Source organism: Pokkaliibacter sp. CJK22405, assembly GCF_046614695.1.
Lineage (GTDB): Bacteria > Pseudomonadota > Gammaproteobacteria > Pseudomonadales > Balneatricaceae > Pokkaliibacter.
Window position 1 is genome coordinate 1 of sequence record NZ_JBKKHQ010000006.1, and the last position, 21052, is coordinate 21052.

The window sequence follows — 21052 nt, forward strand, 5'->3', positions numbered from 1 at the left end:
GGCTTCGGCTTCGGCTTCGGCTTCGGCTTCGGCTTCGGCTTCGGCTTCGGCTTCGGCTTCGGCTTCGGCTTCGGCTTCGGCTTTCAGCTGCTGCTTTTGAAGTTCCAGAGCTGCTGCAAGAATTGCTTTATCACCCTCTGAGGATGACAGCGCCGTCGTCGCCTCATACTCGCTGGCTTCTGCTTCTGCTTCTGCTTCTGCTTCTGCTTCTGCTTCTGCTTCTGCTTCTGCTTCTGCTGTAGCTGAGCGTCGTGGCGCATAAAGCTCGGCTCGGGCAGCAAGAATTTCTTCCTGAAGTTCTAGCTGTGCAGCGGGAATAACCACTTTGGCCGTGGAGAATTTATAACCTTTCAGGCTACGTGCACGAAGCTCAATGGTGTAGTAAAGCTCCAGTTCCTGCAGTTCATTGCGGGACTCGGCAAAGTCGATTTCTTCAATCTCGAAGTTTACTTCACCATGCTGACGAATATCTTCGTACAGCGGAGCCTCCATGTCCGCTTCAGCAGCCTTTACATACTCCTGCCAACGCGAATAGGTATCGCCCTTGGTTGAGCCGACATAAGTTTGCTGGGTTTTAGTATTCGTAATTTTGAAGATTATCACGGAGACAACCGTTGGGTGTTGCGGTGAATAAAGATGACAAACCAGTTTTCCGGACGACAAAACTACGCTCCTGAGCCGGTTGGGCGCGAGAGGTGAGGTGGGTCCGGGGGAGTGTCATCAAGGTAGGGGCGCCATTATACAGCCCCTAATTTTTGATGAAAGAATTGACATTTAGTTATGTGCATTGTGAACGCCCAGGAAACAGCCAGATACAGTCTGAGCGGGGTGGAAATGCCTGAAATTGGCACTTTGTGGGATACTGCAATGGCTCGCAAGGAATTACTTGTGAGTCACTTTGCTCTCAATCTCAACCCATTTCGGGCAGGTTTTTTTACCTGCCTTTCTTTTTTTCTCTTTCTTATCTTCTCTCCTATCTCGCTTCATATAGCTAATCGCTCTATCTCATAGCATTTGAGTAGGTTTTTGCTCTGCTGTCATGATTGACATGCGACTTAAGTCGATTAGACTACTGCGCCTCTAACGCGCTGATTTGTTCTTCGGCTTGCGGGCGCGCTAATTAAAATCCGCTAAAAGAAGTTATTTCTCTGAATGATGTTTCGGAGGCGTACTCTTTTTGGATCGCAAGCCCTGCTCAGGGTGTGTGATGATCACAGTAGAAAACCTCACTAAAACCTACCCTTCTCATGGCTCAGCTGTTATCGCTGTCGATGATGTCTCGTTGCATGTACCGCAAGGGCAAATACTGGGAGTTATCGGCAGTAGCGGTGCGGGCAAGTCCAGTCTGATTCGCTGTGTCAATTTGCTGGAACGTCCCGAGAAGGGCCGGGTGCTGCTGGATGGTGTTGAGCTGACCCAGCAGAATGCAGCACAGCTTCGAGACAGTCGCAGACAAATGGGCATGATTTTTCAGCACTTTAATTTGCTCTCGACCCGTACCGTATTTGATAACGTTGCTTTGCCCCTGGAGCTTGCCGGGCTGACTCCCGCTGAGATTGCGCGTCGTGTGCATCCGTTGTTGGAGCTTACCGGCTTGCGCGAAAGGTCTGCTTATTATCCTGCGCAGTTATCAGGTGGTCAGAAGCAACGGGTAGCTATTGCTCGAGCTTTGGCCAGTGAGCCTAAGGTGTTGCTCTGTGATGAAGCGACGTCCGCGCTGGACCCACAGACGACAAGTTCGATCCTTAAGCTGCTTAAGAATATTAACCAGCGTCTCGGGCTGACTATTTTGCTGATTACCCATGAAATGGACGTGATTAAAACTCTCTGTGATCAGGTCGCCATTATGGCTAATGGTAAGGTCATTGAGCAGGGGAGTGTTCTTGATGTCTTTCGTGCGCCTGCTACTGAGCAGGGTAAAACCTTCGTTCGTTCTGCTCTCGAGCGTGATACTCCTGCGATGCGGAATCTCCAGTCACAGGAAGCTGGGGCTTTTTCTGCGCTTTTACGCCTTGGTTTCACCGGCTCTGCCAGTCAGAAACGATTGCTGACAGACATGTCGGCTCGTTGGCCAGGTGTCACTTTCACCATTGAAAGCTCGCAACTGGAGCAGGTTCAGGGCCAATTGATTGGCTCGATGGTTGGGCTGCTAGGCGGGGAAAAAACCGTACGACAGGAAGCCTTGTGCTGGATCCAAAAGCAGATTGACTGTGAGGTATTGGGTTATGTCGCCCGCGAAGATTGATTTATTACTTTCTTCCTTCTGGGAAACACTTTACATGGTGGTGCTTTCTGGTGGCTTGAGCATGCTGATTGGTATTCCGCTAGGCATCCTTTTGTATGTCTGCAAGCCGGGACGCCTGCTGCAGCAGCCAGTACTTCATTTACTGCTAGGTGCCGCTGTGAATGCTACACGCTCTGTGCCTTTTATTATCCTGTTGGTGGCAATTATTCCACTGACACGCCTGATCGTCGGCACATCCATCGGCACCACGGCTGCGATCGTGCCATTAACGCTAGGTGCGATTCCTTTTGTTGCACGTATTGCTGAAGGGGCGCTTAATGAAGTGCCCACGGGTCTGGTAGAGGCCGCGATTTCAATGGGAGCAACGCCCTTGCAAATTATTAGAAAGGTACTGTTACCAGAGGCGATGCCAGCGCTGATTCATGGCCTTACATTAATGTTGATTACGCTGATTGGTTACTCGGCGATGGCTGGGGCGATTGGCGGCGGCGGACTCGGCGATCTGGGTATTCGCTATGGCTACCAACGCTTTGACTCCGGCATGATGCTTGCGACCGTTATCATCCTTATTGCACTTGTTCAGTTGGTGCAGTCTCTCGGGGATTGGTGGGTGCGGCGCTATGACCATACCCGTTAATTCGCTTATGTGCTGAAGTTTACCGGGCAGCGAACGTTGCTCCGTAGTCGGCGTCATTTCACCGCCGGCAATTATCAGAGTGCCTCAGGCACCCGCCTTCAATGGCAAAACATGCGCTAATCCTTGCAGGAAAAAATTATGATTAATCGTCGTTCTTTCGCCGCTGTATGTGCAGCACTAACACTGGGTGTCTCAGGTTGGGCCACCTTTGCCCGGGCGGCTGAGCCGCTTAAAGTTGGCGTGATGGCAGGTCCGGAGGCGCAGGTTATGGAGACCGCAGTTGAGCGGGCCAGGAAAGAGTTTGGCCTGGATGTCAAACTGGTGGAGTTCTCTGACTATGTTGCACCCAATGTCGCTCTGGCGGACGGGTCAATTGATGCCAATGCCTTCCAGCATCGTCCTTATCTTGAAGCCATGGTGCGTGACCGGGGCTTCAAACTGGTGGCTGTTGCTAACACCTTTGTTTATCCCATTGGCGCCTATTCCAAGAAACTGAAAAGTATTGCCGAACTGAGTGATGGTGCCACGATCGCGATTCCCAATGATCCCAGTAATGAAGGACGTGTGCTGATACTGCTGGACAAGCAGGGCCTGATCAAACTGGATGACGCCAGTAACCTCGAAGCGACTCCACTTGATATCACCAAGAACCCCAAGAAGCTCAAGTTTATTGAGTTGGATGCTGCGCAGCTTCCACGCTCGCTGGATGATGTGGATGTTGCTTTTATCAATAATACCTATGCTGTGCCAGCAGGTTTGATCCCTACGCGTGATGCAATCCTGGTCGAAGATAAGGATTCACCCTACGTTAATATCTTTGCGGCCCGTGAAGATAACCAGAATGATCCTCGTATCAAGCAACTCATCGAAGCTTACCAAAGTGATGAGGTTGCTAAACGGGCGGATGAGCTTTTCAAAGGAACTGCTGTTCCCGGCTGGAAATAAGCTGTCCGCAAAAAGTGAAACAAGGCCGCATTATCGCGGCCTTGTTTCTTTTAACCGAGAGACCAAGAAATAATGTGTGTGCTCAATGGTTTTGGGCGCTTCATTATTTAAGGCATGGAGGTCTTATGCATTCTTCTTCGGTTGCGCAACCACCCGGTGATACTCGTACTTCAGGTAAGGCGGTGATTTACAGGATGGTCATGCCCGGTCATCTTTGCCCCTTTGGTCTCAAAGCCAAAGACTTACTGGAGCGTAAAGGTTACGAGGTAGAAGACCATTGGCTGACAACCAGAGAAGAAACCGATGAGTTCAAATCCCGTGAAGGCGTAAAAACGACGCCACAGGTTTATGTCGGGCAGGAAAGAGTTGGTGGTTATGATGAGCTGCGTCGCTGGGTGGGTAAATCGGTGCCGTCAGACAAGGACACAACCTATGCACCTGTTATCGCTTTGTTCGGGATGAGTGCTCTGATGGCTTTGGCAGTACATTGGGCTGCTTTTGATACGCTCTTTGCATGGCAAGCCTTCGGCTGGTTTATTGCCATTGCCATGTGTGCTCTGGCGATCCAAAAGCTTCAGGATATCGAAAGTTTTTCGACGATGTTCCTTAACTACGATTTACTGGCCCGTAGGGTCGTGCGATATGCCTATGTATATCCTTTTGCAGAGGCTCTGGCCGGTGTGTTGATGCTTGCCGGCATCGCGTTGTGGTTGGCTGTACCTGTGGCATTGGTGATTGGAGGCGTTGGTGCTGTCTCTGTGTTTAAAGCTGTTTACATAGATAAACGCGAGCTGAAATGTGCCTGCATGGGAGGAGGAACCAAGGTGCCGCTCGGGTTTGTTTCCCTGACAGAAAACCTGATGATGGTAGGGATGGCATTGGTAATGGGTTACCAGCTACTGGCCGGATAAGTAGCGTGAAGGTAGGTAAAAGTCCGGTTAAAGGGCTTTTTCCCAGTAGCCTACATCGATCCATCGATTATGTTTGAACCCGACCTCAGTAAAGTGGGCAACCTTGATAAAGCCTAAATGCTCATGCAGGCCAATACTTGCCTCATTCGGCAAGGCAATGCCTGCATTTAACCGGTGAAAGCCCGAGGCTTTAATCGCCGCTATCAAGCTCAGATAGAGCTGCTTACCGGTGCCTTGGCCCACGTGGAAATGAGAGAGGTAGACAGAAGTCTCAACGCTGAAGCGATAGGCGCTGCGGGTTTTCCAGGGCGTGGCATAGGCGTAGCCAATCAGTTGTTCGTTAATCGTGGCTACAAGCCAGGGATGAGTGGCAGGGTGGCCGCTGGTGCGCTCTTCCATGGTTTGCAGACTGACAGGCTGTTCTTCAAAAGTAATACAGCTCTGCTCGATATAGTGGTTATAGATCTGGCAAATCGCCGCAGCATCCTGCGCTTCAACAGGCCTTATGTGTAATGACATTGTGCGCCACCTTCTGACTGTTCTTTTGCTCTAAAACCACCGTAATTCTTACTGTACTTTGGCGTTTGTCTGAAAGCCTCAGACAGTGCTGCCTGCGCTAACGCCAGAGGCCCATGCCCATTGGAAGTTGAAGCCTCCAAGCTGTCCGGTGACATCCATGACTTCCCCGATAAAGTAGAGGTTGGGTACATCGGTTACGGCCATGGTCTTGGAGGAAAGGTGCTTGGTATCGACACCGCCAAGAGTCACCTCTGCGGTGCGGTAGCCTTCGGTGCCGCTAGGCTTTATTTGCCATTGGCGAAGTGCGGCCTCGATATCACGTAATCGGGTATCGCCATACTGCTGCATTGCTCCCTGCCAACCGTACTTTTCACTCAGCGTTTGCACCAGGCGTTTCGGAAGTTTCTGGTTAAGCCAGGTTTCCAGCGCTTGTTTAGGATGCTGATGGCGATGCGCGCGAAGCTCATCCAATAAACCGCCCTGCGGGAAAAGATCGATGGTCAGGCTGTCGCCTGGATGCCAGAAAGTCGAGATCTGCAGCATGGCAGGTCCGCTAAGGCCTCGATGGGTAAAGAGCATGGGCTCGCGGAAGTGATGTTTGCCACAGTGGACTTCAACATCGCAGCTGACACCTGAGAGCGGCGCCAGTGGTTCTTTATCGTGAGGCTGGAGTGTGAAGGGTACGAGAGCGGCGCGAGTGGGTAATACCTCTAGGCCAAACTGGCGGGCAATGTCATAGCCAAAGCCGGTCGCACCCATCGTGGGAATAGAGAGACCGCCAGTGGCAATGACCAGGGATTCACATTCGACCTTGCCAAGACTGGTTTTTAAAGCAAAGCCGTCTTTTTGTTCGCTGATATTCTCAATCGAGGTTTTTAGTCGGATATCAACGCCAGCCCATTCGCACTCGGTCATCAGGATGGCGAGCAGGTCTTTACTGGAGTGATCACAAAAGAGCTGCCCGGGGGTTTTCTCGTGATACTCAAGGCCATGACGATCAACCAGCTCCACGAAATGCGAAGGGGTATAGCGTTTTAAAGCGGAGATGCAGAAGTGCGGATTTTCCGAAAGAAAGTGCGCAGGAGTCGTATTCATGTTGGTGAAATTGCAGCGACCGCCACCTGACATCAGGATCTTCTTCCCCGCCTTATTGGCGTGGTCAATGACCATTACTGAGCGTCCGCGATAGCCCGCTGTCAGTGCACACATCAGGCCGGCGGCTCCCGCACCGATAATTACTACATCCACCGTGGCCATCTTTTTCTCCCGGAATTGCAATAAAAGGCTTCTACTTGAAAGCAAACGAGGCCCCGAAGGGCCTCGTTACTGTGCGAAATGCAGGCACTGTTACAGTGACTTCATGCGCTCCAGCTGTTCTTCCAGTTTCTGACGGCTGATTTCCAGCTCGGCGACGCGGCTGCGATCTTTCTCCACGACGGCAGCAGGTGCCTTGGAAACGTAGCTGTCATTGCTGAGTTTACTGCTGAGCTTGGTGTATTCCTGAGTCTGCTTATCCAGCTCTTTAGTAATACGCGTCACTTCTGCTTCAACATCAATCAGCCCGGCCATTGGCACCAGCACTTCCATGCCGCCGACCAATGCTGTAGCGCTTAATGGTGCTTCCTCAGAGGCGCTCATCCAGGTCAGGCTTTCCAGCTTGGCAAGCTTCATCAGGAAGGCGCGGTTTTCATCCAGGCGACGCTGATCTTGCTCGTCACCATGACGGAAGATCACAGGGATAGGCTTGGCCGGGGAAATATTCATCTCGCCGCGGATATTCCGTACACCCAGAATCACGCCCTTCACCCATTCCAGATCACTCAGCGCCTGCTCATCGATAAAATCAGGATTGGCAATCGGCCAGGGCTGCAGCATCAGGGTTTCGCCCTGTTTGCCTGCGATATCACGCACACGCTGCCAGATTTCTTCGGTGATAAATGGCATAAACGGATGAGCAAGACGCAGAATGGCTTCGAGAACGCGTGCCAGTGTATGGCGAGTGCCACGCAAAACTTCAGGCGCGGCTTCCTTGTTCCAGAGCACCGGCTTGGATAGCTCCAGATACCAGTCGCAGTAATCGTTCCAGACAAACTCGTAGAGTACCTGGGAAGCAATATCGAAACGGTAGGTATCCAGCGCATCAGTAATACGCTTCTCGGTATCCTGCAGGCGGCTCACAATCCAGCGGTCTGCTAAAGAGAGCGTGCGCTCGCCACCGTTCTGACCACAGTCTTCACCTTCAGTGTTCATCAACACATACTTGGCCGCATTCCACAGTTTGTTGCAGAAATTGCGATAGCCTTCAAGACGCTGTACGTCGAACTTGATGTCACGACCGGTGGAAGCCAGCGAGAAATAGGTATAACGCAGAGCGTCGGTACCGTAAGCCGCAATCCCTTCAGGGAATTCTTTCTGGGTGGCCTTGCCGATTTTGGCAGCCAGCTGTGGCTGCATCATGTTGCTGGTGCGCTTGGCCAGCAGGTCTTCCAGGCTGATGCCATCGATCAGGTCGATTGGGTCCAGTACGTTTCCTTTGGACTTGGACATTTTCTGACCCTGAGAGTCGCGAATCAGACCAGTGACATAGACCGTTTTGAAGGGCACCTGCGGCTTGCCATTCTCATCCTTGATGAAATGCATGGTCATCATGATCATGCGAGCAACCCAGAAGAAAATGATGTCGAAACCGGTGACCAGCGTGGCTGTCGGGTGGAAGGTTTTCAGCTCTTCGGTGTTTTCTGGCCAGCCCATGGTGCCAAAAGTCCAGAGTGCGGAGGAGAACCAGGTGTCCAGAACATCGTTGTCCTGAGTCAGCTCAACGTCTGCTCCAAGCTGATACTTGCTGCGGACTTCCTCTTCGTTGCGTGCAACGTAGACGTTGCCCTGCGCGTCATACCAGGCAGGGATGCGATGACCCCACCACAGCTGGCGGGAAATACACCAATCCTGAAGATTGCGCATCCAGGAAAAGTACATGTTTTCGTACTGTTTAGGCACGAACTGAATGTCGCCATTCTCTACGGCTTCAATAGCAGGCTTGGCCAGCGCCTCGACTGCCACAAACCACTGGTCTGTCAGCATGGGTTCAATGACAACGCCGGAACGGTCACCACGAGGCGCCTTCAGCGTGTGGTCAGCGATTTTTTCCAGCAGACCAAGAGCATCGAAATCCTCCACGATGGCCTTACGGGCATCATAACGATCCATGCCTGCATATTTTGCTGGCAATGCGTCGTCATAGGCATCGCCCGCCTTGCCTTCGTGAGTGAGTACTTCACAGCTGCTGCGAATTTCGGCATTCAGCGTCAGTACGTTCAGCATCGGCAGTTGATGGCGCTTGCCGACTTCATAGTCATTGAAGTCATGTGCCGGGGTGATTTTTACGCAGCCGGTACCAAACTCACGGTCAACATAATCATCGGCAATAATAGGGATCAGGCGGTCGACCAGCGGCAGTTTTACAAATTTGCCGATCAGGTGCTGATAACGTTCATCCTCGGGATGAACGGCGACAGCGGTATCGCCCAGCATGGTTTCAGGACGGGTCGTGGCGACAACAATATAATCCAGACCTTCAGAGGTCGTTGCGCCATCGGCCAGTGGGTAGCGGAAGTGCCAGAGGTGACCTTTTTCTTCCTCATCGGAGAGTACTTCAAGGTCAGAAATCGCGGTATGCAGTTTCGGATCCCAGTTGACCAGACGCTTGCCACGGTAGATCAACTCATCCTCGAATAAACGAACAAAGACTTCCTGAACGGCCTTATAGAAACCATCGTCCATGGTGAAACGTTCGCTGTCCCAATCGACAGAGTTGCCAAGGCGGCGCATCTGGCGAGTGATATTGCCGCCGGACTCAGCTTTCCACTCCCAGATTTTCTCGATAAAGGCATCACGACCCAGATCGTGGCGGGTCTTGTTTTCCTCATGAGCCAGCTTGCGCTCGACCACCATCTGCGTAGCGATACCCGCATGGTCGCTACCCACTTTCCACAGGGTGTTATCCCCTTTCATACGGTGGTAGCGGATCAGGCCGTCCATCAGCGTGTGCTGGAAACCATGACCCATGTGCAGGCTGCCGGTGACGTTAGGAGGTGGAATAACAATAGAGTAGGGCGCCCCTTGTCCTGTCGGAGCAAAGTAGCCTTTTTCTTCCCAGGTCTGATAGCGCTGACGTTCGATGTCTTGAGGATTAAAAGTTTTATCCATGGGGGAATCTGTATTCTGCTTGGCCGGAAAAGACTCGCCGGTGACCGCACGAGTGCAGGGAATCAGTGTCGATAATAGCCCGCTAGTATACCTTGCCGAGGGGGGAGCGGTGAACCCATGAAACTGGCTAGTTAGCGGCTTTCTGGACGCGAACGGGCAGGGAATGTTGCTGAATCGGCGCTGGAATGAACAAAACGATACATACTACGTGCTGTCGTGATCAGTTGCCTTGGGCTATGCTATCCGATACCGATGACAGACAAGGATGTGAGTGCTGTAGAGCTCAGGTCTGGTAATTTGGTCTAGTAATTGTCGTATCACCCGCCCTGAAAGGGGGCAGCACCGGCGCACTGGTGCTGAGATCACCGACTGGCTCGTCATAAAACTCAAACGTTGAGCCATCCACTAAATCGAAAACACCTCACTTTCGGAATTGGCCTGAAGCATTGTCTGTAGCTTAAAGGAAAGTAGTACGCTTATTAACGGCTGGCGTTCGTTTAATGCGCATCGGGGGTTCGCGCAATCAAATGTGTGAGTGTCTTTTCCTGAAGGGCTTCTTACATGACAGAAGAATACTTTACCCAGTGCCTGCAAGGGCGAACTGTTGATGAATTGCATCGGCTGCGACTGATTATGGAGCAGCGTGTTGAAGAGAAAAAAGCTAAAAGCCGCGAAGTGAAAAAAGTCGGCTTCAGAGCTTCATTGAATGAGTTGGCTGAAAGCAGCGGTCTGGACATTAACCGACTGATGCGTGAAGCCGCACAGTGGCAAAAACGCTAAATTTTGATGGTGACAAACGGATAGTCGATGAAGGAGGGCTGAATTTTCTGCTCAGCCCATACGATGGATATTAGGCGTTAATCCTTTCTCTTTGAAAACCCGATAGTGCTGGCGTTGAATATCCAGCCAGTGCGGGTCCTGTACGACGATTTCCAATACCCGTTCAAAGGTATCGATCCAGTCAGGGAGTGTTGGTGAAAAGTTCACCAGAATATCGCCCTCTGCCGGGAAAGCGTGCTCATGCCCCAGGGTGATTGGGGAATCCGGTTGCGGCAGATGTGAGCTGTCAGCCTCCAATGCATGGTGCGGTAGAAAACTCAGGATATCGTGTTGCCAGAGGAATTGATCCAGGCTTTGGCATTCCGCTTTGCTTGAGCAGTGGATATGAAAACGGTGTCCCTTAGGCCATTGCCGTGTCAGCAGTGTCGCAAGCAATGACCAGCGATCCTGATCCCGGCTGGAGTTGAGGATGTAAAAATCAACGCGTGATGGCATCAAATGTCCTGCATGGTACCGAATAGCTGACATAAAAAAGCCCGCCTGAAGCGGGCTTTTTTAATGATGCACTGATCAGGCCAGGCGATCAAACAGATACTGAGCCAGCAGTGGAACGCAGCGACCTGTTGAGCCTTTTGCTTTGCCTGCGCTATTCCAGGCAGTGCCAGCGATATCCAAATGTGCCCAGCGATACTCTTTGGTAAAGCGGGACAGGAAGCAGGCCGCAGTAATGGTGCCGGCAGGGCGTCCGCCAATGTTAGGGATATCAGCGAAGTTGGAGTCGAGCTGCTCCTGATATTCATCATACAGCGGCAGGCGCCAGCAGCGGTCGTAAGAACTTTGACCAGCGCTGAAAAGCTGATCGGCCAGTTCGTCATCATTCGCCAGCAGGCCAGAGGTGTGATGGCCCAGAGCGATGATACAGGCTCCAGTCAGAGTGGCGATATCGATGACTGTCTCCGGGTTAAAGCGGGAGATATAAGTGAGTGCATCGCACAGTACCAGACGGCCTTCGGCATCGGTATTGAGAATCTCAACGGTCTGACCCGACATGGTGGTGACCACATCGCCTGGCTTGGTTGCGCCGCCGCTTGGCATGTTCTCAGCTGAGGCGACCACACCCACAACATTAATGGGCAGCTTCATCGCGCAGAGAGTTTGCATCAGGCCAAAAACCGAGGCAGCTCCGCCCATGTCGAACTTCATTTCGTCCATGCCAGCACCAGGCTTGAGGCTGATGCCGCCGGTATCGAAGGTGATGCCTTTGCCAACGAAAACATAAGGTTTGGTATCTTTTTCGCCGCCCTGGTAGTTCATAACGATCAGTTTCGAAGGCTCGTCACTGCCGGCACCAACAGACAGCAGGCAGTGCATGCCAAGCTCGCGCATTTGCTCTTCATCCAGCACTTCGGTGGTCAGAAGATCGTTGGCCTCGCCCAGTGCAATGGCTTGTTCTGCCAGATAGATGGGGGTGCAGACATTACCGGGCAGGTTAGCCAGCTCTTTTGCCAGCGCTACACCCTGGGCCACGCCAGAGCCTTGTTTGACGGCTTCGGTGACGGCGGGTACGTCAGCTGCCGTTACACCAATACCAAGGTCAGAAAATTTGGGTGCATCTGCTTTCTTGCTCTTGGTGGCGTCATAGCTATAAAGCGCGGAGGGGCTTTGCTCGGCCAACTGGCGCACAGCCCAGGCCACGGAGCGTTCTTTTACCGCGACTTCAGCCAGATACGAATCTGCACTGGTAAAGGAGCGGCTATTCATTTCCTTGGATACATCCTGCGCCAGTTTGATGAACTTGGCGGCTGTGATTTCACCAGGCTTACCCGCACCTACCAACAGGACTGGCGTTTTACAGCCGGTCAGGAAGGGCAGCAACAGACTGGAACCGCTCTTGCCGGAAACTCGGCCAGACTGTAAAAGCGAACTCAGTTGTCCCTGGCTGGCCTGGTCGATGAGCTGGGCGGATGGGCTAAGAGTGCCGTCTTCAAAGGCCGCGACAATCACACATTCACGTTGGGATTCGAGTACAGAAGAAGTACTCAGACTGATGCTCAGAGACATGGACAATCCTTGCAGCTGTATAGCGGAGGGGTAGAAACAAGTCTTTCGAATCCTACTCTTAAGGGGTAACTACCGCAATGCCAAGGCTGACGCCGTCCCGCGCTACCGCTAGAATAGCAGCCCTGCATCTGAACCGGCGTATGCCTGAGGGGGACATTTGATTATCGCGCGCTATCTTGGGCGGGAAGTAGGCGTTGCCATGATGGCTGTCAGCCTGGTGCTGATGGTGATTATCATGGGTGGGCGTCTGATCAAATACCTGGCACAGGCCGCTGCCGGTGGCATTGATGCTGGTGTGCTTCTTAATATCATGGCGTATCGCATGCCGGCGTTCCTTGAGCTGATTCTGCCGCTGGGGTTTTTTCTGGGGATTCTGCTGGGCTTTGGGCGTCTATATGTCGAAAGCGAAATGACGGTGATGCATGCCTGTGGTTTGAGTCATAACCGCGTGCTGAAAATTGCACTGGGCTTTGCCGGTGCGGTTGCGATCTTTATCGCCTTGCTGTCGTTCTGGATCAGTCCCTGGGGATTGCGCCATACGGCAGAGTTGCTACAGCGTCAGTCTTCGATTTCAGCAGTTGAGCGAATGGGCACGGGACGTTTTCAGAAAACAGACGGTGGACGGCGCGTCACTTATATCGAATCCAATGGCGATGCCACATGGCAGCTGAGCGGTATCTTTATGGCGCAGAGTGACAAGAACGGCGAGCGCCAACAGGTGCTTGTTGCTCGTGAAGGGCGTCAGCAGGAAGATTCCAGCGATGATAGTGGTCGTTACTGGGTGCTCAATGACGGCACGCGTTATGTGATGACACCCGGTCAGGCTGATATTGAGCGCACGCGTTTTGCTGAGTATGGCTCGCGTATCGAAGAAAGTACGGCGGCTAAAGAAATTGATCGGGCCGAAACCCTGGGGACTTTGCGCCTGCTGGAACTTCGTAATCCGGCCAGTGATATTGCCCAGTTGCAGTGGCGTGCTTCGCTGCCAGTGATGGTTTTTATCGTCACCCTACTGGCGTTGCCGCTTTCAAGGGTGAATCCAAGGCAAGGGCGTTTTGCCAAATTGATTCCCGCCATTCTGGTGTACCTGGCTTATCTCTTCTTATTGTCCTGGGCGCGTACGCAGGTAGTGAAAGGGCACTTGTCTCCCGCCGTGGGACTGTGGTGGGTGCATCTTATTTTCCTTGCTCTAGGGAGTTGGCTGATGTGGGGTCCTGAGTGGCTTCGAAGAAATGCGTATCAGCGTCGAGTGAAGCGAGGTTTGTCTTCATGAAAACTCTCGATCTGTATATTGCCCGTTATGTGCTGGGCTGTGCAGCTATGGCTTTGTTGGTGCTGTTCGGCCTGGATGTGCTGTTTGCTTTCCTCGATGAGCTGGATGATCTGGGAAGCGGATACACCATCGGAAAAATTGCCTTGTATTTGCTTTACAGTAGCCCGGCCAGTCTTTACGAAATGCTGCCCGTGAGTGCCCTGATGGGGGCTTTAATTGGGCTGGGTTTGCTGGCGGCAAACAGCGAACTCACCATCATGCGGGCCGCAGGGCTGAGCCTGACTCAGCTGGCACGCAGTCTGATGTACCCCACTTTGTTAATCATGATTCTGGTGCTCGCGGTTGGAGAGTGGCTGGTGCCATATGCACTGCCCAAAGCCGAAAGTATTCGTGCCGTCGCGCTGGGTAAACAGGATAAATATGCCAGTCAATACGGGGTCTGGCATCGTGAAGGCAATGCCTTTATGTATTTCAATGCCGTCGATAGCGAAGGCGTGATACATGGCCTGACAGAGTATGACTTCGACGAGGACATGACCCTCAAGCAAACCCGTGTTGCCGATGAAGCGGTCTATCAGAATGGCCAATGGCAGCTGACGAATGTCCAGCAGGTGAGCCTGGGTGAGAAGCAAACCCAGCGAGAAGTGGCCGCTACAGCTACGTGGCAGACGGAGCTCACTCCTAACCTTCTGCGTTTGGTGGTGCTTGATCCACTGTATTTGTCGGTTCAGGGACTATGGAAATATGGCTCCTACCTGAAAGAGCAGGGGCTGGATTCTTCCAATTACTGGTTGGCGTTCTGGCAGAAAGTGCTGCAACCGCTTTCCATCTTTGGGCTGGTGTTGATCGGAATGTCCTTTGTTTTCGGACCGCTTCGAAGTGTCAGCATGGGGCAGCGTGTTGTCAGCGGGTTGATTGTCGGCGTTGTCTTTCGCCTCAGTCAGCAGCTGCTTGGGCCGGTGGTAACGCTGTCTGGCGTATCACCGTTGTTGGCGGTATTGATACCAATAGGTATTTGTATTGGTGTGGGGTTATTGCTGCTTCGTAAAGTGCGTTAAGTGCGGCATGTTCTCATTAGAAAGCTTCTGTAACCTTGATGGATCGCTGGCGGGAAAAATATAGTCTATGTTGATGGTGCTGATGAGGTGTGGAAAAGACCTCAGCTGGATTATCACGTAGAAAGGAGTTGAATCGTGTTTGAACCGCTAAACGAGCAAATGAAGCAGGCCATGGGCCCAATGCAGGAAATGGTCAAGATTCAGACCGCGTTGCTTGAGTCTTTGACACGCCAGCAAATGGAGTGTACTCAGCAGTGTGTTGAGGCAACGCTGGCGCAGACTAAAGAGCTGACACAGTGCGCCAAACCTGAGGATCTCTATAAGCTGCAGCAGGCTTATGCGAAGGAGCTGGAAGGTTCATTGAAACTGGCGGGCGAACGTAACATGGCTGCGCTGAATGATGCGCGAGAGGCATTGTTTGCTTTGACCAAAAAAAGTACGGCCAAATAAGGTTTCCACTGGCATCGCTATGCCGGAGAGTTCCCAAAAACCGGAGTAAAGCTCCGGTTTTTTTATGCCTGCAGAGTTTCAATACTGCAATTCAGGCACAAAAAAAGACGCTTTCGCGTCTTCTTAAGTATGGTGCCGAAGGTGGGACTCGAACCCACACGTTGTCGCCAACGCCGGATTTTGAATCCGGTGCGTCTACCAATTCCGCCACTTCGGCAATGGGGCCGCATTATAGAATTTCGCTGAACCGAGTCAAATGGTTTTTTACCTGGGAGTGAAAACAGTGGGTAATTGCTGCGGCTGACTTGTGATTTAAGGAAATGCCACAATCTTCTTTTCGCTCCCATGCGCTGTTGTTGGGCTTTAGTGGCCCCAAGGTTCAGCTAGAGGCGCAGATACAGTACAATGCCCGGCCGCCGTCACTGTCGACGGCGTTCTTTTGTAGTTAGGTGAACAATGCAGGTTAGCGATTTTCATTTTGACTTGCCGGATGAGCTGATTGCTCGCTATCCCATGGCTGAGCGCAGCGCAAGCCGCTTGCTATGTCTGGACGGTCAAACCGGTGACTGCCACCTGCGGATCTTTCGTGATCTGCTGGATCTGGTCACTGAGAAGGATTTGCTGGTCTTCAACAATACCCGGGTTATACCGGCTCGCCTCTTTGGCCAGAAAGCCAGTGGTGGTAAGGTCGAAGTGCTGGTGGAGCGTGTGCTGGATGAGCATCGTGTTCTTGCGCATGTTCGAGCCAGTAAGTCCCCCAAAGAAGGCTCTCTGCTGCAGTTGGAGGGAGGTGTTGAAGCTGAAATGGTCGCGCGCCATGATGCGCTGTTTGAGTTGCGCTTTCTTGGCGAAGACGCCGTTCTGAACGTGTTGGAGCAAGTGGGGCATATCCCGCTGCCGCCTTACATGACGCGTGACGATGAGCTTTCAGATCGTGAACGGTACCAGACGGTTTACAACGAGAAGCCTGGAGCCGTGGCAGCACCGACTGCAGGCCTGCATTTTGATGAGCAGTTATTAGCAGCACTCAAAAGTAAAGGTGTCGAGTTTGCCTTTGTCACTCTGCATGTCGGTGCGGGTACTTTTCAGCCTGTGCGCGTTGACAAGATTGAAGAGCATCACATGCACAGCGAATACCTCGAAGTGTCCGAAGAAGTCTGTGATGCGGTGAAGAGAACGCGCGCTCGAGGCGGGCGAGTTATCGCAGTGGGAACCACCAGTGTTCGTTCGCTGGAGAGCGCTTCACGATCCGGTGAAATTGCGCCTTATCAGGGCGATACCGATATTTTCATCTATCCCGGTTATCGCTTTAACAGTGTTGATGCGCTGATTACTAATTTCCACCTGCCTGAGTCGACACTGCTGATGCTTGTGTCGGCGCTGGCTGGCTATGATCACATTATGAAGGCTTATCGCCTGGCCGTTGAGGAGCGTATGCGCTTCTTCAGCTATGGCGATGCGATGTTTATTAGTCGCCCCCAGGCCGGGGCGCAAGTGAGTACCTCATGACCCGTTCTTGTTACATGCAATTTGAGTTGCTGGCAGAGGAAGGTCAGGCCCGTCGTGGCCGACTGACATTTCCTCGTGGTGTCGTCGAGACGCCCGCCTTCATGCCTGTAGGCACCTATGGCACGGTAAAGGGGATGCTGCCCCGTGATATCGAAGAAATTGGTGCCGATATCATTCTGGGTAATACCTTCCACCTGATGCTGCGCCCCGGAACGGAAATCATCAAAAAGCACGGTGGTCTGCATGAGTTTAACCAGTGGTCTAAGCCGATTCTCACCGATTCTGGTGGTTTTCAGGTTTTCAGTCTGGGGAAAATGCGCAAGATCACCGAGCAGGGCGTTACCTTCCGCTCGCCGGTCAATGGTGAAAAGGTTGAGCTGACACCTGAGCGCTCTATGGAAGTTCAGCGTGATCTTGGCTCTGATGTCGTGATGATTTTTGATGAGTGCACGCCGTATCCGGCGACGGAGCGTCAGGCCGCCGAGTCCATGCGCCTCTCTTTGCGTTGGGCCAAGCGCAGTAAAGCCGCCCACGGTGATAATCCCGCTGCCCTTTTTGGCATTGTGCAGGGTGGAATGTATGAATATCTGCGGGATGAGTCTCTGGCTGGACTAACTGACATCGGCTTCGATGGTTATGCCATTGGTGGCCTGTCAGTGGGTGAACCCAAAGATGACATGATGCGTATTCTTGCCCATACCGCCCCGCAAATGCCGAAAGACCGGCCCCGCTATCTGATGGGAGTGGGTCGTCCGGAGGACTTGGTGGAGGGTGTTCGTCGTGGTGTGGACATGTTTGACTGTGTCATGCCAACGCGAAATGCCCGTAATGGTCATCTCTTTACCTCGGAAGGCGTGATTAAAATCCGTAATGCCAAGCACCGTGAAGATACCGGTACTCTGGATCCTCAGTGTGATTGCTATACCTGCCGTAACTTCAGTCGCGCATATCTCCATCATCTAGACAAATGTGGTGAAATGCTCGCCGCACAGCTCAATACCATCCACAATCTGCGGTATTATCAGACACTTATGGCTGGATTGCGTGGTGCTATTGAAGCGGGTAAATTGGGCGACTTCGTGGATGATTTCTACCAGCGCCGTGGTATGACCACGCCGCCTTTATAAGTTTTTAACTCTTGTTAGGAGACAACTGATGAGTTGGTTTATTACCCCAGCCTACGCTGCAGAAGCCCCTGCTGGTGGCGCCCCAGGTGGCGAAATTTTCAACCTGATCTTTCTGGTTGGCTTTGCAGTGATTTTCTACTTCTTTCTGTGGCGTCCACAGTCCAAGCGTCAGAAAGATCACAAAAATCTGGTGAATACTCTGGCTAAAGGCGATGAAGTCGTTACCACTGGCGGTATTCTGGGTCGTGTCAGTAAAGTGACCGATGACTATGTTGTGCTGGCGGTTTCTGACTCCGTCGAGCTCAAACTGCAGAAAGTCTACATTTCTGCCACTTTGCCCAAAGGTACCATCAAGAGTATCTGATCGGGTTTACGAGAGCAGGCGCCGCGAGGCGCCTCTTGTGTATCTTAATGACCAGTAAATAGGCAGCTTCATGCTCAACCGTTATCCGTTGTGGAAGTACTTGCTGATTCTGGTGGTGTTGGTAGTCGCGTGTATTTACGCCGCGCCTAACCTCTATCCAGATGACTACGCCGTCCAGATTACGGCAAGTCGCTCCGGCCAGACTGTGGACGAGGCGACAATCAAGAAGGCCCAGGCGGCCATTGCTGCTGCCAGTATCGATGTCAAAGGCTCTGAAAGTGATGAAAAAGGTCAGAGCGCTCTGATTCGCCTTAACAGTGGTGAAGATCAGCTGGCAGCCCGTGATGCGGTTGCCTCGGCATTAGGGCAAAATTACGTCGTTGCGCTTAACCTGGCGCCGACGACTCCCAAGTGGCTGAGTGATATCGGCGCTGGGCCCATGAAGCTGGGTCTGGACTTGCGTGGTGGTGTTCACTTCCTGATGGAAGTGGATATGGCTGAAGCCGTCAGTCAGCGTCTTGATGTCTATCAGGGCGAGATCAAGACCAAGCTGCGTGAGGAGCGTCTTCGCTATAGCCGGGTCGAGCATGACGAAAAAACCGGCAAGTTGCTGATCAGCTTCCGCGATGCGGACACCCGTGATCAGGCGCAAAGCGTGCTGGCCAAAGAATATCCTGAGTTTGTTATTACTCCGGAAGGTGAGCAGGACACGTTCTCCCTGTCGATTAATCTCAGTGAAAAGAATATTCGTGAGATTGAAGACTATGCGATCACCCAGAACCTGACCACCCTGCGTAATCGTGTTAACGAGCTGGGTGTTGCCGAGCCACTGGTTCAGCGCCAGGGTCGTGATCGTATTGTGGTTGAGTTGCCTGGTATTCAGGATACGGCGGAAGCCAAACGCGTACTTGGCGCGACAGCTAACCTGGAGTTTCGTCTTGAAGCCAAGCCAGATGCGGCTGCCGGCACCACGGAAAGCTTCCCGTTCCGTGCTGATTCTAACCGCAAGGCCACTCTCGAACGCGACATCATCATTACCGGTAACAACGTATCCAGTGCGTCCTCATCCTTTGATGAAACGGGTCGTCCGCAGGTTAACGTAAACCTGGATTCTTCCGGTGGTTCGATGATGAACCGGGTTACAGCCAATGCGATCCAGCGTCGCATGGCTGTGCTCTTTATTGAGCACAAAACTCGCACTACCACCTCAACCGTTGATGGTGAGCGTGTTGAAAAGCGTATTCCCTATGTAGAGAAATCCATTATTTCTCTGGCGACAATTCAGTCAGCCTTGGGTAACTCCTTCCGCATTACCGGTCTTGATAGCAGTGCAGAGGCTTCTGAGCTGGCGCTTCTTCTGCGCGCAGGCTCGCTGGCAGCGCCGGTATACATTGTCGAAGAGCGCACCGTTGGACCTAGCCTTGGTAAGCAGAACATTCAGAAAGGCGTGTTCTCGGCTGAGGTGGGTCTGGCCGTTGTCGTGCTCTTTATGCTGCTTTACTACCGTACTTTTGGTCTTATCGCCAATATTGCCCTGGGACTTAATATCGCGATCCTGATTGCGGTGATGTCGATTCTTTCCTCGACGCTCACTTTGCCAGGTATTGCCGGTATCGTATTGACGATGGGTATGGCGGTGGATGCGAACGTACTGATCTTCTCGCGTATAAAAGAAGAACTGGCAAATCGTGCTCCGGTTCAGATGGCAATACATGCGGGTTATGAGCGAGCGTTCACCACCATTCTTGATGCTAACCTCACGACCTTGCTGGTTGGCCTGATTCTGTTCTTTATGGGCAGCGGTCCGGTCAAAGGCTTCGCGGTTACCTTGTCGATCGGTATCGTGACCTCGATGTTCACAGCCATCATGGTGACGCGTGCGCTGGTTAACATTTTCTATGGTGGTCGCAAGCGATCTTCGCTGCCGATTTGGCCAATCTTTATGAAGAAGGGAGGCTGATCATGGCAACGGCTAAGAAAGTCATCGACTTTATGAAGCTGCGACATCTGTTCGCAGCCCTGTCTCTGGCAGTGACTTTATTGGGTGTAGGCTCGATTGCTGTCAAAGGCTTTAGCTTCGGTTTGGACTTTACCGGAGGCACCCGTATTGAGGTGACCTTTGATAAGGATCAGGACCTTGAGAAATTGCGTAATGCGCTCTCTGCTCAGGGGCTGGATAAAGCAGTAGTCCAGAGTTATGGCACTTTGCGTGACATCGTTGTACGTGTGCCCAGCGCTGATCAGGCTAAAGTGAGTGATGAAGTAGTTGAGTCACTGAAAGCCGTCGATAGCTCTGTCACTCTTAAGCAGACGGAGTTCGTCGGACCTCAGGTAGGTGATGAGCTGAAAGAGAAGGGCGGTCTTGGCATGCTGCTGGCGCTGGGTGGTGTCATGCTGTATGTTGCTGCGCGTTTCCAGTTCAAGTTCTCCTTTGCGGCCGTGCTCTCGCTGGTGCACGACGTGCTGGTGGTGCTGGGTGTCTTCTCGCTGTTTCAGATTGAATTTGATCTGACGGTTCTTGCGGCGGTGCTGGCGGTGATCGGCTACTCCCTCAACGACTCGATTGTCGTGGCTGACCGTATCCGTGAAAACTTCCGCAAAATGCGCAAGGCCTCACCGCTGGAAGTGGTGAATGGAGCGATGACGGACACACTGGGTCGTACTACCATCACTTCCTTGACCACCTGGCTGGTTGTCTGGGCGCTATTCCTCTTTGGTGGGGATATGATCCACGGCTTTGCGCTGGCGCTGTTGGTCGGTATCGGTGTTGGTACTTACTCTTCAGTCTACGTCTGCGCCAGTCTTTTGATTTATCTGAAAGTCTCTCGTGAAGATCTGCTGCCTCCTGTGAAAGAAGGCAATGAGGCAGATGAGCTGCCTTAATATCAGCACCTTAACGAGTCTAAAAAGCGCCTTCGGGCGCTTTTTTATTTGACGAGGGATCTTGTCAGGACGAATGCTGACCAC

General features: G+C 52.4%; 19 protein-coding genes and 1 tRNA gene. 13 read left to right on the plus strand and 7 right to left on the minus strand.

The genetic code is table 11. The features are described from left to right. A partial coding sequence (locus ACKC9G_RS02995; protein WP_411403452.1) for a GIY-YIG nuclease family protein occupies positions 1–663 on the minus strand: 663 nt, incomplete at its 3' end. A gap of 544 nt (positions 664–1207) precedes the next feature. Between ACKC9G_RS02995 and ACKC9G_RS03000 the strand changes: the two genes are divergently transcribed. From ACKC9G_RS03000 to ACKC9G_RS03015, 4 genes are all read left to right on the plus strand, one after another. Further along, complete coding sequence (locus ACKC9G_RS03000) at positions 1208–2245, plus strand: methionine ABC transporter ATP-binding protein (protein WP_411403453.1); 1038 nt, start codon at positions 1208–1210, stop codon at positions 2243–2245. Continuing rightward, positions 2226–2882, plus strand: coding sequence for a methionine ABC transporter permease (locus ACKC9G_RS03005; protein WP_411403454.1), 657 nt, complete (start codon positions 2226–2228; stop codon positions 2880–2882). The genes ACKC9G_RS03000 and ACKC9G_RS03005 overlap by 20 nt, the downstream gene beginning before the upstream one ends. 138 nt (positions 2883–3020) lie before the next feature. Further along, positions 3021–3827, plus strand: coding sequence for a MetQ/NlpA family ABC transporter substrate-binding protein (locus tag ACKC9G_RS03010; RefSeq protein WP_411403455.1), 807 nt, complete (start codon positions 3021–3023; stop codon positions 3825–3827). Positions 3828–3952: 125 nt separating this feature from the next. Further along, positions 3953–4738 carry a glutaredoxin family protein gene (locus tag ACKC9G_RS03015; protein ID WP_411403456.1) on the plus strand — a complete coding sequence of 262 codons (786 nt, stop codon included), beginning with the start codon at positions 3953–3955 and terminating at the stop codon, positions 4736–4738. 27 nt (positions 4739–4765) lie between these two features. On the opposite strand, the gene ACKC9G_RS03020 is transcribed toward ACKC9G_RS03015, so the two are convergent. From ACKC9G_RS03020 to ACKC9G_RS03030, 3 genes are all read right to left on the minus strand, one after another. Continuing rightward, the gene (locus tag ACKC9G_RS03020) at positions 4766–5257 is read right to left on the minus strand and encodes an arsinothricin resistance N-acetyltransferase ArsN1 family B (protein WP_411403457.1); all 492 of its coding nucleotides are present in this window, start codon (positions 5255–5257) and stop codon (positions 4766–4768) included. A gap of 78 nt (positions 5258–5335) precedes the next feature. Further along, the gene (locus ACKC9G_RS03025) at positions 5336–6514 is read right to left on the minus strand and encodes an NAD(P)/FAD-dependent oxidoreductase (RefSeq protein ID WP_411403458.1); all 1179 of its coding nucleotides are present in this window, start codon (positions 6512–6514) and stop codon (positions 5336–5338) included. A 90-nt stretch (positions 6515–6604) separates the two neighbouring features. Further along, the gene (locus ACKC9G_RS03030; protein ID WP_411403459.1) at positions 6605–9463 is read right to left on the minus strand and encodes a valine--tRNA ligase; all 2859 of its coding nucleotides are present in this window, start codon (positions 9461–9463) and stop codon (positions 6605–6607) included. A gap of 561 nt (positions 9464–10024) precedes the next feature. On the opposite strand from ACKC9G_RS03030, the gene ACKC9G_RS03035 reads away from it, so the two are divergent. Continuing rightward, complete coding sequence (locus tag ACKC9G_RS03035; RefSeq protein WP_411403460.1) at positions 10025–10243, plus strand: hypothetical protein; 219 nt, start codon at positions 10025–10027, stop codon at positions 10241–10243. 51 nt (positions 10244–10294) lie between these two features. Here ACKC9G_RS03035 and ACKC9G_RS03040 read toward each other — a convergent pair whose 3' ends face one another. Continuing rightward, the gene (locus tag ACKC9G_RS03040; RefSeq protein WP_411403461.1) at positions 10295–10738 is read right to left on the minus strand and encodes a DNA polymerase III subunit chi; all 444 of its coding nucleotides are present in this window, start codon (positions 10736–10738) and stop codon (positions 10295–10297) included. Positions 10739–10813: 75 nt separating this feature from the next. Then, positions 10814–12304 (minus strand): leucyl aminopeptidase, encoded by a 1491-nt coding sequence (locus ACKC9G_RS03045; protein ID WP_411403462.1) that lies wholly within the window; start codon positions 12302–12304, stop codon positions 10814–10816. Between the two features lie 157 nt (positions 12305–12461). On the opposite strand from ACKC9G_RS03045, the gene lptF reads away from it, so the two are divergent. The 3 genes from lptF (at position 12462) to ACKC9G_RS03060 (ending at position 15085) form a co-directional block, all read left to right on the plus strand. Beyond that, positions 12462–13577: an LPS export ABC transporter permease LptF gene (gene lptF, locus ACKC9G_RS03050; RefSeq protein WP_411403463.1), complete on the plus strand. Its 1116-nt coding sequence runs from the start codon at positions 12462–12464 to the stop codon at positions 13575–13577. After that, on the plus strand, positions 13574–14635 hold the full coding sequence (lptG, locus tag ACKC9G_RS03055; protein ID WP_411403464.1) for an LPS export ABC transporter permease LptG: 1062 nt from the start codon (positions 13574–13576) through the stop codon (positions 14633–14635). The genes lptF and lptG overlap by 4 nt, the downstream gene beginning before the upstream one ends. A 135-nt stretch (positions 14636–14770) precedes the next feature. Further along, complete coding sequence (locus ACKC9G_RS03060; protein ID WP_411403465.1) at positions 14771–15085, plus strand: phasin family protein; 315 nt, start codon at positions 14771–14773, stop codon at positions 15083–15085. A 130-nt stretch (positions 15086–15215) separates the two neighbouring features. Here ACKC9G_RS03060 and ACKC9G_RS03065 read toward each other — a convergent pair. Continuing rightward, a tRNA-Leu gene (locus tag ACKC9G_RS03065) sits at positions 15216–15302 on the minus strand. A gap of 239 nt (positions 15303–15541) precedes the next feature. Here ACKC9G_RS03065 and queA point away from each other — a divergent pair. The 5 genes from queA to secF all read left to right on the plus strand — a co-directional run bounded on the left by queA (position 15542) and on the right by secF (position 20968). Further along, entirely contained in the window at positions 15542–16594 is a 1053-nt protein-coding gene (gene queA, locus ACKC9G_RS03070) for a tRNA preQ1(34) S-adenosylmethionine ribosyltransferase-isomerase QueA (RefSeq protein ID WP_411403466.1), read from the plus strand. Next, positions 16591–17721, plus strand: a complete 1131-nt coding sequence (gene tgt / locus ACKC9G_RS03075) for a tRNA guanosine(34) transglycosylase Tgt (protein WP_411403467.1) — start codon at positions 16591–16593, stop codon at positions 17719–17721. The genes queA and tgt overlap by 4 nt, the downstream gene beginning before the upstream one ends. A 28-nt stretch (positions 17722–17749) precedes the next feature. Further along, positions 17750–18085, plus strand: coding sequence for a preprotein translocase subunit YajC (gene yajC, locus ACKC9G_RS03080; protein WP_411403468.1), 336 nt, complete (start codon positions 17750–17752; stop codon positions 18083–18085). A gap of 70 nt (positions 18086–18155) precedes the next feature. Then, positions 18156–20045, plus strand: coding sequence for a protein translocase subunit SecD (gene secD / locus ACKC9G_RS03085; RefSeq protein ID WP_411403469.1), 1890 nt, complete (start codon positions 18156–18158; stop codon positions 20043–20045). A 2-nt stretch (positions 20046–20047) separates the two neighbouring features. Further along, a complete protein-coding gene (gene secF / locus ACKC9G_RS03090) occupies positions 20048–20968 on the plus strand; it encodes a protein translocase subunit SecF (RefSeq protein ID WP_411403470.1) in 921 nt (306 codons plus the stop codon). The last annotated feature ends 84 nt before the right edge of the window (positions 20969–21052 follow it).

Bases quoted from the DNA above. Each gene is read 5' to 3' on its own strand.
- ACKC9G_RS03000 (WP_411403453.1), top strand. From the start codon at position 1,208: ATGATCACAGTAGAAAACCTCACTAAAACCTACCCTTCTCATGGCTCA.
- ACKC9G_RS03005 (WP_411403454.1), top strand. From the start codon at position 2,226: ATGTCGCCCGCGAAGATTGATTTATTACTTTCTTCCTTCTGGGAAACA.
- ACKC9G_RS03010 (WP_411403455.1), top strand. From the start codon at position 3,021: ATGATTAATCGTCGTTCTTTCGCCGCTGTATGTGCAGCACTAACACTG.
- ACKC9G_RS03015 (WP_411403456.1), top strand. From the start codon at position 3,953: ATGCATTCTTCTTCGGTTGCGCAACCACCCGGTGATACTCGTACTTCA.
- ACKC9G_RS03020 (WP_411403457.1), bottom strand. From the start codon at position 5,257: ATGTCATTACACATAAGGCCTGTTGAAGCGCAGGATGCTGCGGCGATT.
- ACKC9G_RS03025 (WP_411403458.1), bottom strand. From the start codon at position 6,514: ATGGCCACGGTGGATGTAGTAATTATCGGTGCGGGAGCCGCCGGCCTG.
- ACKC9G_RS03030 (WP_411403459.1), bottom strand. From the start codon at position 9,463: ATGGATAAAACTTTTAATCCTCAAGACATCGAACGTCAGCGCTATCAG.
- ACKC9G_RS03035 (WP_411403460.1), top strand. From the start codon at position 10,025: ATGACAGAAGAATACTTTACCCAGTGCCTGCAAGGGCGAACTGTTGAT.
- ACKC9G_RS03040 (WP_411403461.1), bottom strand. From the start codon at position 10,738: ATGCCATCACGCGTTGATTTTTACATCCTCAACTCCAGCCGGGATCAG.
- ACKC9G_RS03045 (WP_411403462.1), bottom strand. From the start codon at position 12,304: ATGTCTCTGAGCATCAGTCTGAGTACTTCTTCTGTACTCGAATCCCAA.
- lptG (WP_411403464.1), top strand. From the start codon at position 13,574: ATGAAAACTCTCGATCTGTATATTGCCCGTTATGTGCTGGGCTGTGCA.
- queA (WP_411403466.1), top strand. From the start codon at position 15,542: ATGCAGGTTAGCGATTTTCATTTTGACTTGCCGGATGAGCTGATTGCT.
- tgt (WP_411403467.1), top strand. From the start codon at position 16,591: ATGACCCGTTCTTGTTACATGCAATTTGAGTTGCTGGCAGAGGAAGGT.
- yajC (WP_411403468.1), top strand. From the start codon at position 17,750: ATGAGTTGGTTTATTACCCCAGCCTACGCTGCAGAAGCCCCTGCTGGT.
- secD (WP_411403469.1), top strand. From the start codon at position 18,156: ATGCTCAACCGTTATCCGTTGTGGAAGTACTTGCTGATTCTGGTGGTG.
- secF (WP_411403470.1), top strand. From the start codon at position 20,048: ATGGCAACGGCTAAGAAAGTCATCGACTTTATGAAGCTGCGACATCTG.